Raw genomic sequence first — 12,366 nt, 5'->3', positions numbered from 1 at the left:
CATTACTGGTTAGGTTGTATGGCAGGGCTTAAAGAGCAAATTTCTGAAGACATGAAGAATGCTATGCGTTCTCGGGATTCAGCTACCCTTGGAGCCTTGCGTTTGATACTCGCGGCTATCAAACAAAAAGAAGTTGATGAAAGAATCGCGGTTGATGATGCTGCGGTTTTAAATATACTTGAAAAAATGCTTAAGCAACGCCGTGATTCTATAGAGCAGTATAATAAAGCCAACCGCACTGATTTAGCCCAGCAAGAAGCCTTTGAAATTTCTGTTTTAGAAAAATATCTCCCCACGCCCTTAACCGATGCTGAAATTGCGACGCTGGTTAAACAGGCTGTTAATGAGAGTGGAGCAAAGGTAATGGCCGATATGGCTAAAGTTATGGCAGTACTGAGACCTCTTGTCAGCGGTCGTGCTGATATGGGTAAAATATCTCAACTCGTCAAAAAAGAACTTGGCGCAAACTAAAAATTAAATTCTAGGAGAGACGGATGATTCCACGTGATTTCATCCAGACTTTGCTGTCAAGAGTAGATATTGTTGACACCATCGAGCGTTATATTCCACTCAAAAAAGCGGGTGGTAACTTTGTAGCACGTTGCCCCTTCCACCAAGAGAAAAGTCCTTCTTTTTCAGTTAGTCCTGTAAAGCAGTTCTATTATTGTTTTGGCTGCGGTGCTACAGGTACTGCCATCAGTTTTGTTATGGAGTACACTGGCGCGGGCTTTGTTGAAGCGGTTGAAGAGCTAGCAAACCAAGTGGGCTTAGAGGTACCTCAAACTCATTCTAATGATCAACCGCATAACAAGGCTCAAGATCAGTTAGCTCCTTTATTTGAATGTTGCCAACAGGCTATGCTGCACTATCGTGAACAACTTAAACACTCTTCTGTGGCCATTGACTATCTTAAGAATAGGGGAGTGTCAGGGGAGGTGGCAGCTCGCTTTGGTCTAGGTTTTGCCCCTGACGAATGGCGCAATTTAGAGTCGTTTAAGGGCGCTTATACGGACTCTGCATGGATTGAATCCGGCCTTGTCATTCAATCCGATGAAGGAAAGCGTTATGATCGTTTTCGCGGTCGAGTTATGTTTCCTATTCTCAATGCCAAAGGACAGGTTATTGGATTTGGTGGACGTGTCATTGGTCAAGGTGAGCCTAAATACCTTAACTCTCCTGAAACCCCCATATTTGAAAAGGGACATGAATTATACGGTTTAACGCAAGCGAAAGAGTCTATACGCGAACGCTCGCAAGTCATTGTTGTCGAAGGATATATGGATGTGGTGGCTTTATCTCAATGGGGTATAGGCTATGCGGTTGCAACATTAGGTACGGCAACCACGGCTACACATTTACAAAAACTTATGCGTTTGGCAAGACGTATCGTGTTCTCATTTGACGGTGATAAAGCTGGTCGACGGGCAGCGAAACGAGCATTTGAAGGTGTGTTACCACTATTGCAAGACAGTAAAGAATTTAGTTTCTTGTTTTTACCTGAATCAGAGGATCCTGATAGTTTTATACGAGCACATGGCAAAGAGGCTTTTGAACAACAAGTTAACAATGCGCTTCCTTTTTCTGAATATTTTTTTGAAGTAATTGGTGAGGATAGTGATTTATCCACTATGGAGGGGCGAGCAAAAGTGTTAACCCAAGCAAAAAACTACCTCGAACAAATTAAAGCTCCTGTTATGTCAGCTTTGTTGCGCGAGGCAATTGCTAAGAGATTGGGGGTAACTGTTGATTTAGTGAAAGGGGTGGTGGGGGAAGTAAAAGTTCACACTATCGCTAAAAGAACTGCTTTGGTTCCGCGCCGAGATCAGCCAATGAGTTTGGCTTCGAGAATGTTGGTTGCTTTAATTATTGACCCTAGTTTAATTGAACGGTTTGGCTATCCTGAACATTATTTGCGTGGACGTGATGAAGAGGCATTGCTGGCAGTGGTAGATTTGTTACGTGACCAAAGTGGGCCTGTTTCTCCTCAAAGTGTACTTGAATTATTACGAGGCCATACCCACTTTCATCTAATAGAAGAAGCGTTGCGACGCGAATGGGTGGCCTTGGAGCATACTCCCCAAGATGAATTGGATTTGTTTTACCAAGATGGTTTATTAAGATTAGAAGAAGCCTATATTGGAGCAAGAGTCCAGGATTTAATGAGTTTGTCGCAAGAAAGGGTGTTAAATGAGGCCGAACTCGTTGAATTTCAACGACTTTTGAAGCTCAAAAAGAAGAGATAGGTTGCGTCTTTTATGGTAGAATACAAGGTTTTATGTATTAATTTTTAACAATTTTCAAAGGGGTGTCACTGATCATGGCAAATGATAATTCTAAGTCCGAATCCCGCCAAACAGATTTGGAGGAGCAACGGACACGCCTAAAAAATTTAGTGGTACTAGGTAAAGAGCGTGGTTTCTTGACTTATGCAGAGATCAACGATCATTTACCAGATGACATGTTGGATGCTGAACAAATCGAATCTGTTATTGGCATGATCAATGATATGGGTATCGCTGTCTATGACGAGGCACCTGATAGCGAACAGTTACTCATGTCTGATGCCCCACCCCCTGTTGCTGATGAAGATATTGTTGAAGAAGCAGAAGCAGCATTATCCTCAGTAGATTCTGAATTCGGCAGAACCACTGATCCTGTACGTATGTATATGCGTGAAATGGGTACAGTTGATCTTCTCACCCGTGAAGGTGAGATTGAAATTGCTAAACGTATTGAAGATGGCTTGAAGCATATGATTCAGGCTATTTCCTCTTGCCCTTCTACCATTGATCAAGTTTTAGAGCTAGCTGACAGGATTGAAAAAGACGAGTTACGTGTTGATGAGGTTATTGATGGACTCGTTGATCCTAACGGTGAAGAAGAAGAACTTGAAACACAAATGATGTCTGATGATGAGGACATGGAAATAGAAGAAGAGGAGGGGGAAGACGGTGAAGGTGGTGGCATCAGTAGCGCCAACCTGGAACAGTTAAAGGCCGATGCACTGGAGCGTTTTGGTTCAATTCGTCGTTTAAGTAAGCGCATGAAAAAGGCGTTAGCTGAAAAAGGTTCACGCAGTCGCGCTTACAAGGACCTACAAGAAAGTATTTCTCAAGAATTAATGGGTATTCGTTTTACCGCCAAACAAGTTGAAAATTTGGCTAATGGATTACGTCAATTAGTTGAACGAGTTCGTAATCATGAAAAAGAGATTATGAAATTATGCGTGGATATGGCGGGAATGCCGCGTAATCACTTTATTAAGTCTTTCCCTGGTAATGAAACTAACATCAAATGGGTTACTGAAGAGTCTGCTGGTCGCAAAGCTTATAGTGCCTCATTAGCTAGACTTAAACATAATGTGGTTGAGCAACAAGAAAACTTGTTGGAACTGCAAAAAGATGTGGGTCTTCCAATTAAAGATTTAAAAGAAATTGCCCGTCAGATGTCTACCGGTGAAGCACGTGCAAGACGTGCTAAACGTGAGATGATTGAAGCCAACTTGCGTTTGGTGATCTCTATCGCTAAAAAATACACGAATCGTGGTTTACAGTTCTTGGATCTTATTCAAGAGGGTAATATCGGTCTTATGAAGGCGGTAGATAAGTTTGAATATCGTCGCGGTTATAAATTCTCTACCTATGCAACATGGTGGATACGTCAGGCTATTACACGTTCTATTGCTGATCAGGCAAGAACTATTCGTATTCCTGTGCATATGATTGAAACCATCAATAAGATGAATAGGATTTCTCGCCAAATTCTACAAGAGACTGGTCTTGAGCCTGATCCTGCAGAATTGGCTAAGAAAATGGAAATGCCTGAGGATAAAATTAGAAAAATTCTCAAAATTTCTAAAGAGCCTATTTCTATGGAAACACCTATTGGCGATGATGATGATTCCCATTTGGGGGATTTTATTGAAGACACAGCAACCCTGGCGCCATCCGATTCAGCGTTATATTCAAGCCTACGTGATGCGACTAAAGATGTGCTTGATTCATTAACGCAACGTGAAGCCAAAGTACTAAGAATGCGCTTTGGTATCGAGATGAATACTGACCATACTCTTGAAGAGGTAGGTAAACAGTTTGATGTCACTCGTGAGCGTATTCGTCAAATTGAAGCCAAAGCGTTACGAAAACTTCGTCATCCTTCACGTTCTGAACGATTAAGAAGTTTTATTGATAACAACGATAATTAATAGGTAGTAAAAGTAAGGTATGGCTTTTTAATAGTCGCGCCTTACTGTACAATTTACTGTTTTTAAGATCTGTAGCGCAACAAATTAGTGTAAAGATCTAATAATAGAATTAAGTCATGAGTCCAAAACTGTAAATCAACAACTATGATGGTTTAGTGATGATAATAGTAAATATATGCAATACACCATAATGTTTTTTCTTGGTATGCAGTGATAAATGTTGTTATGTGGTTTGAGTAAAAAAAGTAGATTGTACGTAGTGTGGTAGTAAAAGATTGTTTCTATACTGCTTCTTCAGTTTGCACGTTTTGTGTGCGCTTCTTTAGCCAAAAAAATGTGCAACTAAAATTAGCTTCATGGGCCTATAGCTCAGTTGGTTAGAGCAGAGGACTCATAAGAAAGAAGCCCTAGGGGTCTTGTAACAAAGACCTCAATAGATTCAAGAGGTTAGTGGTGAATTAGGCGGTATAAATTCACTACACACCGCTTACACACCGAAGCAAAAACCGAGGTGTGTAGTAAATGCGGTTTTAGTGTGGTTTTGAAGCGGTTAAGAAGTGCAAAATTGCATGTAAAGATTAACGGGCCCATAGCTCAGTTGGTTAGAGCAGAGGACTCATAACCTATTTAACTAAGCGGTAAGTACTCAAAAAACCGCTTATAAATCAACAACTTAGGAGATTTTTAACCTTAAAATAGTGCTTCTACAGTGCTTCTACAGTTTTGCAAGTTTGCAATGTAGAAAAACGTGGAGAATATAGATTTTTCGGGCCTCTAGCTCATGCTTGGTTAGAGCAGCGGACTTAAAAGAAGCCAACCTAAAGCTTAGGCAATGGTTGGCAACGATTGGGTTGCATATAGGTAAGTTAGCTCTGCTTATATGTAGAACTACTCAAAGTCGGGGAAGCCTCTGTGTAACAGCGTGGTAATCCCGAGCGAAGCCAAACAGAAATGTTTGGAACGTGTAGAGACTGTACGGGTAGGTCGTAAAGACAAGAGACAGTCCAGACTACAAACTGGAAACAGGCAGTGAAAACTGTAGTGGTAAGCATAATCCGTTGGTGCCGTGTTCGACTCACGGGAGGCCCACCATATTAGATAAGGGTTGCACATTAGCGTGTGCAGCCCTTTTTTTCTTTCTGCTTCTACAAAATCCGTTGCACGTAAACTGCTAAGACTTTAAAGTAAGCACATGCCCGTAAAACGTGACGACACACATCAACTTATAGAGCGCGAGCTTGTTGTCTTCAAGCGCCCAAACACTGAAGTTTGGTATTGCAGATACAAGGTGGAAGACACGTGGTTTACGCAAACTACAAAAGAGCGTGATTTAAACAAGGCAAATGCTGCTGCACAAAAAATACTGGCTAAAGCTCTTTTGCGAAAAGAGGAAAACTTGCCAGTAGTTACAAAACGACTGCGTGATGTTGCACAGTTAGTTTTGAAAGCAATGGAAGCGCGAATAGCTTCTGGTCACAAAGTCGATTCCTACACACAGTACAAGCGCATCATCGACAAGTACCTTGTTCCGTTTTTTGGAAGCATGGTCATCTCAAATATTACAAGCGAAACCATCGAAGATTATGAGAAGTGGCGCGTGAAAGAGATGGGCAAGACACCCAAGTACAGCACAGTAAGAAAGCACAACGTTGTGCTCAATATGATTTTTAAGGAAGCAATCTCACGCAACTTGATGTCAGGTTTAAAAATGCCCTATCTGGAAACGAAAGGGCAAAAGAGCGAGAGGCACGCAACCTTTACGGTATATGAAACAAACATCATTCTTGCAAACATGCCAGAGTGGGTTGCTAATGGACGTCAACACCACAAAGAAAAGCGTCAAGTAGTACATGACTACGTAAGGGTGTTAGTTGATACAGGAGCGCGACCCGGAAAAGAGTTGTTAGATTTGCAGTGGAAGAACATAGAGTTCGAAGTGCAGCACGAAACAGCAGGTGTGCAGTTTGTTGAAGATGAAGTTGAAAAAGAAGAAATGATCGACTACGAACGAGAGTATGTTGAGTTGAGCAATGGGCCGTATGACGAAGAAGGAAATCCGCTTCCAAACACAGTCTGGACACCAATAGTTTCGTTATTCGTAGATGGCAAAGAAGGTACTAGGCATGCTGTTGGTTATGACATGACATACAGAGTGCTGAAAGAGATTGCGAATAGACGCTATAAAAATATTAGGAAATCAAACAAGTTACAGCACCTCATCGAAACTAAGAATGAAGACAAGATATTCATGACGAGTGACGGCGAAGGCTTGGCAAGTGCGCTGCATATGTTCCAGCACTTTCTTGAAGAGTACAACATGTTGAAAGATAGGAACACTGGAAGAAAAAGAGTGCTTTACAGCTTCCGCAGCTTGTTTAGTACAGCGGTAATGGACTATGACGATGTGGATATGCGTGACTTAGCTAAGGCACTTGGAAACTCGCCTGAAATGTTGATGAAGCGCTATGACCGAGGCACGCTCAAGCAAATCAAACACAAGCTTAAAGCGCCTAATGCTCGTCAAGCATTGTTTAAGCCTGTAGAAGTTCCTGACTTGTACCAATCTGCGAAAGTTGCAGCTAAGGCTAGCAAGGCTAAAAGCAAAGCTAAGACCAAGTCTCAGTAGCTATCAAACAAGTTCAATAGCGTTACGCAGCACTCCTGGACGCAAATCAATGTAACGTTGAGTAGTAGACATTGCGCTATGACCAGCAAGTGCCATCATCACTCTTACGCTAACGCCTTTCTCAGCAAGGTTAGTTAAAAAAGTTCTGCGACCGCTATGACTGCTGCCGCTGTCAAAGCCCGCTTGCTTGTAAATACCGTTAACGATTTGGGTTAGCGAGTTTGCAGTAAACGCTGCGCTGCGCTGCGTAGCAAACAAAGCTTGCTTTACATCTTTAATGCGCAACGTGCGGACGTAGCTTTCAAGCTCGCTGCGCATACGCTCATTTAAAAGCACTGTCCTGCTCTTGTTGCCCTTCGTTTGCATTGCGCTTAAGTTGATTTCATCACGCACTGTTCCGTCTGTAGCAAGCACATCGCAAACGCGAACAGCAGCAACTTCGCCAATGCGCATACCAGCTAAGTGCGTGAGCAGCAGGATTGCACGGTTGCGCTTTGCGCTTTTTGTAGCTGCTGCACTTTCAAGCAATCTTTGCAGTTCGCGCTCGTTTAGTGTTTTTGCTTGCTTCGTCATTTCGTCCTGCTTTCCTATTAAAACGTTGCATGCAGTATGTTTTCTTATGTTCAATATTCCTACCCCTTTTTTGCCTGTTGCTAGCCTATTGAAAATCAACGACTTAGCTGCACTGATAATGTTTTGTATAAAACATGCTCAGTACTTATTTAGCTGTTTTCGTGGCAGATTAGCCACTAACAATGCGTGATTTGCGCACAAGCCCTGCAAGCGTTTTGAAGGTTGAGGGCTGGCTTGGGTAGCAGAGCTGACACTAGCGCAGCTTGTAGGGCTTAAAAAAGGGTTACAGCAGACAAAAAAATAGCCGTGCAAAAAACGGCTATGGAGTACTTACAGATTTGAGGTGGTGATTTACAACCCCATCTATGTGTTTTGCTTTAAGTAGCTAGTTACTGAGTTCCAATCAGGAAAGTCGTTAGTTCCAAAGTGTATGTGAACGCCTTTGAATCTATCGACACCGTTCTTTGTTCTGTCGTCTACTAAGTAGTGACCATCGTTTAGATTTTTATGGTGCGACAGTATCAATCGCTTATGTGCTGGTTTCCCCAAATACTTCTTCACCCAATCCAACTTATCGCTCCAAGCCGTAGCATTTTCCCAAGGCGCAGTTGAGAGGATATAGGTATCAAATAATGTTGAAAGTTCTTCGAATGCAGCAACAGCACCTTCGATAGGTTGCATTTTTGAGAAGATGTGCGGCACTTCATCAAGTCTATCTTCATACTCCACTTGCACTGCTTCAGGCGTTTGTAATATGCCTGATGGAAAGTCCACCAACACGTTATCCATGTCGATATAAAGTGTCTTTTTCATCATTAAGCCCTTATTAGTCCAATACGTAACCCGAGTCGGTCTCTAAACTCTGTTGGCAAGTCTTCCCAGTGTTCAACTAACAAATCTACAAGCTGTTTGCCGTTTATTAAGCCGATTCTTGGGAAGCCTGCCTCTACTGCTACATCAGCAGCAGCACTTTGAAAGTCTGCGGTAGTAATAAAAGCACCTTGACCACCAACAGGTATAGCTGTTCTTAGTTGCTTAACAACGTTCGCATTTATTTTCGAACCACGCTTGTAACGCTTTGCCTGAACGAAGACCTTAACCTTTGCAAGGTTAGCTACGTTCAATATACCTGTCGCATCAACACCGCCATCACCCGTCTTGCCTGTAACTTGGCTTTCTTCAAAGCCTATTGCAGTCAAAAGGTATCCAACAAGTATTTCAAACTCTTTGTCATCTAACTCAAGAACTTGCTCGAGCACTGATTCGTAGGGGTCATAAACAGCCGTATTCTTTTGCGACACATGACCATCTGCTTTGATTACCGTTAGGAACTCATCTTGTTGGCTAATGCCGAAAACGGTTAGCGATGAACGAACGGTATTTTGAAATGGGACAGAGAAAGCAGACCTACTCAACTTTTCACTAGCCCACTCAACGCCGCGCTTGTGAAAGTATGGGCATCCATCGCTGTTCACATCATCAAACCAATAGGTTTTATCGGTTAGCTGTCCATAGTGCAGCCACTCGGTATCAGCTGCAGGGGTAATAACGTAATCACCCTCTTTCATGTCAAGAAGGAATCGTGCGATTTGTCCAACTTGCTGCCCGACAACCAAGTTACTTGTTTCTTCGGGGTGTGCAGCTTTATACAAAGAAGTCAGTTCTTCTCTAGTCGTAACGCTAGCCAAGCTAGAAGTTAAACCATAGCCGATACCAACGTAACCACCTTTTACAAAGTGGTTGGTATACGTACCAAACTCAGCTCTCACACACCAAACGTTTTTCATAGTCATATTTGCCTATATTTTCTAGCACCAGTCTACACCATCTGCTAGACTGTGGATACACATTGTGTAACCTAGAAAGACAGCTATGAAAGATGCAGGAATGCGCATACGGGTCGAGCCAGAGCTTCGCGAGGAGTTCGTGGAGCTGTGCCGAAAGAATGACGTACCAGCTGCACAAGTGCTAAGAGCATTTATGCGAGATTTCATCAAAACCAACAGTTCCAAAACAAAGCAGCTTGGTAGCTTCAATGCCAAAAAAGCTCTCCGCTAATAACAACGAGAAAAATACAAATGCTGGACGATATTAAAAAAACGCTTTGGGCTACTGCTGACAAGTTACGTGCAAACATGGATGCCGCTGAATACAAGCATCTTGTGCTTGGTCTCATCTTCGTAAAGTACATCTCTGACACCTTCTCTGCAAAGCAACAAGAGCTAACACAACGGTTGCGTGACCCAAAAGATGATTACTACATAGCTGATGCTAGCGATGAAGACATTGCAGTAGAACTGGAGGAACGTGACTACTACACAGCAGCTAACGTTTTTTGGGTTCCTGAGGCTGCACGATGGGAGGCTATTCGGGCTGCGGCAAAAGCTCCCGACATTGGCAAGCGTATTGATGATGCACTAACAGTCATTGAAACTGAAAATCCAAAACTTAAAGGCATCCTCGATAAACGCTATGCACGTGCGCAGTTACCCGATGGCAAGTTGGGTGAACTCGTTGACATGATTTCAACGATTGGGTTTGGTGAAAACCCAAGCACTGCCCGTGATGTACTGGGACAAATCTACGAATACTTTTTAGGAATGTTTGCTAGTGCGGAGGGTAAGCGTGGCGGACAGTTCTACACACCTGCATCAATCGTCAAAACATTGGTTGCCGTTCTCTCGCCGCACGAAGGTAAGGTGTACGACCCATGCTGCGGCTCTGGCGGCATGTTTGTGCAATCCGAAAAGTTTATTGAATCGCACGGCGGCAAGATTGGTGATGTAGCTATTTACGGACAGGAAGCAAACCCAACGACTTGGCGGCTAGCTGCTATGAACTTGGCTATTCGCGGTATTGACTTCAATCTTGGCCGCGAACCAAATGACACATTTACGAAAAATCAACACCCCGATCTTCGTGCTGATTACATCCTAGCTAACCCACCATTTAATATTAGTGATTGGTGGCATGGCAGCTTGATGGGAGATGCACGTTGGGTTTATGGTGACCCGCCTCAAGGCAATGCTAACTATGCATGGTTGCAGCACATGCTGTATCACCTTAAGCCAACGGGTCGCGCAGGCATTGTCTTAGCTAACGGCAGTATGAGTTCTACGCAAAATAGCGAAGGAGCGATACGTGCAGCCATGATTGAAGCAGATGTTGTTGAAGTAATGATTGCTTTACCGAGTCAACTATTTTTCAACACCCAAATACCAGCTTGCTTATGGTTTTTAGTTAAGAAAAAAACGGAACGCAAGGGTGATGTACTTTTTATTGATACTCGCAAGATGGCTACGATGATTAGCCGTGTTCAATCAGAGCTTACTGATGACGCTATTGGCTTAATAGAAAGAACAGTGGCCGCATGGCGTGGAGAGAAAGGGATTTATGAAGACGTTGCTGGTTTTTGCCGTAATGTAAAACTGGCTGAGATTGCAGAACACAACTATGTACTAGCTCCTGGTCGATATGTAGGGGCTGAAGAAGTCGAAGACGACGATGAACTTTTTGCAGAAAAGATGCAAATGCTGACTGAAAAGTTAGGGGAGCAAATGAGAAAAGGTACAGAGCTCGACATACTTATTAAAAATCAACTTGGCGCATTAGGCTATGACTTTTAATCACCAAATGGTTCGACTAGATAACATCGCAAAAATCAACCCTAAACGGTCTATTACAAAAGGGGTTGAGATTCCATTTGTAGACATGGCCGCAGTGCCGCAACATTCACGAAATATAACTGTAGATAGTATTGAAAAGCGAATAGCAAAAGCAGCTGGCTCACACTTTCAAAATGGAGACACACTTTTGGCACGCATCACACCGTGCCTTGAGAATGGCAAGACAGCACAGGTAAGCTGTCTTAATGAAAATGTTGTCGGCGAAGGTTCTACAGAGTTCATAGTTTTATGTGGCATCGATGAAGCTGACAATGATTTCATTTATTACCTCTGCAGAGAGCCTTCGTTCCGTGAATATGCGATCAGCCGTATGGAAGGCACTTCAGGACGGCAAAGGGTCTCATGGCAATCTATTGCAGAGTATGAGTTTTTTTGTCCTCCACAAAATGAGCGAAGACAAGCGGCTCAAATACTTTCAACTATAGATAATCGTATTCAGCTTTTACAAGATACAAATAAAACATTGGAGCAACTTGCGCAAGCCCTATTTAAGTCATGGTTCGTAGATTTCGACATAGTTCATGCCAATGTATCTGGGTTACTTCTACAAGGCATACCTGAAGCAACAATGAAACTTTTCCCTAAAGTTTTCACTGAATCTAAAAAAGGATTGCTTCCTGAAGGTTGGAAACTAGTTCCCTTCGGCGAACTGATAACGAATACGATTGGCGGTGATTGGGGCAGTGATGTTTCTGATGAAAAAAATAACGTTCGGGTAGCGATTATTCGTGGAACTGATATCCCTGACTTGCAAATGTCTACTAACAATCGTGTTCCCATACGCTACACATCACAAAAAAAACTTGCTACTCGAAGACTTCAAGATGGTGATATTTTGATAGAAGTATCTGGTGGTAGCAAAGAACAGCCCACTGGTCGTTCTCTTTTCCTATCTCAAAACTTACTTGATCGATTTGACTGCCCTGTCGAGCCCGCCAGCTTTTGTAGACTGATGAGACCCATCAATAAAAATATTGGTGTTCTACTAGCGCAACACTTGACGTATATATATGCAATAGGCAAAACGTGGGAATACCAAAACCAAAGCACTGGCATTGCAAACTTTCAAACATCACATTTTTTAGAAAATGAGTTAGTAGTTATCCCATGCGAGAGTGTTTTGATTGCATTTGCTGAAGCAGTGGAAGTTTTCGTCAACAGAATCCAAATGATGCAAATAGAAACACTGTCGTCTTTACGCGACACTCTACTCCCACGCCTCATCTCAGGTCAGCTTAGCGTTAATGATGTTGAACTTGATTCATTAACGGCATAAA

10 protein-coding genes are annotated in these 12,366 nt (G+C 42.7%); 7 read left to right on the top strand and 3 right to left on the bottom strand.

Annotation, left to right across the window (positions count from 1 at the left end; translation table 11 throughout):
* Positions 1-18: 18 nt before the first annotated feature.
* From FV185_RS08190 to FV185_RS08175, 4 genes are all read left to right on the top strand, one after another.
* The gene (locus FV185_RS08190) at positions 19-471 is read left to right on the top strand and encodes a GatB/YqeY domain-containing protein (RefSeq protein ID WP_067496263.1); all 453 of its coding nucleotides are present in this window, start codon (positions 19-21) and stop codon (positions 469-471) included.
* A 23-nt stretch (positions 472-494) separates the two neighbouring features.
* Entirely contained in the window at positions 495-2,243 is a 1,749-nt protein-coding gene (gene dnaG / locus FV185_RS08185; protein ID WP_067496259.1) for a DNA primase, read from the top strand.
* Between the two features lie 74 nt (positions 2,244-2,317).
* Positions 2,318-4,204, top strand: coding sequence for an RNA polymerase sigma factor RpoD (rpoD, locus tag FV185_RS08180; protein ID WP_067496256.1), 1,887 nt, complete (start codon positions 2,318-2,320; stop codon positions 4,202-4,204).
* Positions 4,205-5,396: 1,192 nt separating this feature from the next.
* Positions 5,397-6,830 carry an N-terminal phage integrase SAM-like domain-containing protein gene (locus FV185_RS08175; RefSeq protein ID WP_067496253.1) on the top strand — a complete coding sequence of 478 codons (1,434 nt, stop codon included), beginning with the start codon at positions 5,397-5,399 and terminating at the stop codon, positions 6,828-6,830.
* Between the two features lie 3 nt (positions 6,831-6,833).
* Here FV185_RS08175 and FV185_RS08170 read toward each other — a convergent pair whose 3' ends face one another.
* From FV185_RS08170 to FV185_RS08160, 3 genes are all read right to left on the bottom strand, one after another.
* Entirely contained in the window at positions 6,834-7,403 is a 570-nt protein-coding gene (locus FV185_RS08170; RefSeq protein ID WP_067496250.1) for a tyrosine-type recombinase/integrase, read from the bottom strand.
* A gap of 363 nt (positions 7,404-7,766) precedes the next feature.
* Positions 7,767-8,216: a 5' nucleotidase, NT5C type gene (locus FV185_RS08165; protein ID WP_067496247.1), complete on the bottom strand. Its 450-nt coding sequence runs from the start codon at positions 8,214-8,216 to the stop codon at positions 7,767-7,769.
* A 2-nt stretch (positions 8,217-8,218) separates the two neighbouring features.
* Positions 8,219-9,091, bottom strand: coding sequence for a restriction endonuclease (locus FV185_RS08160; protein WP_197457843.1), 873 nt, complete (start codon positions 9,089-9,091; stop codon positions 8,219-8,221).
* Positions 9,092-9,275: 184 nt separating this feature from the next.
* On the opposite strand from FV185_RS08160, the gene FV185_RS08155 reads away from it, so the two are divergent.
* Genes FV185_RS08155 through FV185_RS08145 form a run of 3 tightly spaced genes read left to right on the top strand, consistent with a single transcriptional unit; the run spans position 9,276 to position 12,365 of the window.
* Entirely contained in the window at positions 9,276-9,461 is a 186-nt protein-coding gene (locus FV185_RS08155) for a hypothetical protein (RefSeq protein WP_067496242.1), read from the top strand.
* Positions 9,462-9,481: 20 nt separating this feature from the next.
* Complete coding sequence (locus tag FV185_RS08150) at positions 9,482-11,029, top strand: class I SAM-dependent DNA methyltransferase (protein ID WP_067496239.1); 1,548 nt, start codon at positions 9,482-9,484, stop codon at positions 11,027-11,029.
* A complete protein-coding gene (locus FV185_RS08145; protein ID WP_067496236.1) occupies positions 11,019-12,365 on the top strand; it encodes a restriction endonuclease subunit S in 1,347 nt (448 codons plus the stop codon). The genes FV185_RS08150 and FV185_RS08145 overlap by 11 nt, the downstream gene beginning before the upstream one ends.
* The last annotated feature ends 1 nt before the right edge of the window (position 12,366 follow it).

The organism is Ferrovum sp. PN-J185, from assembly GCF_001581925.1.
Classification (GTDB): Bacteria; Pseudomonadota; Gammaproteobacteria; order Burkholderiales; family Ferrovaceae; genus PN-J185.
This window is presented reverse-complemented; position numbering and strand designations above follow the sequence as displayed.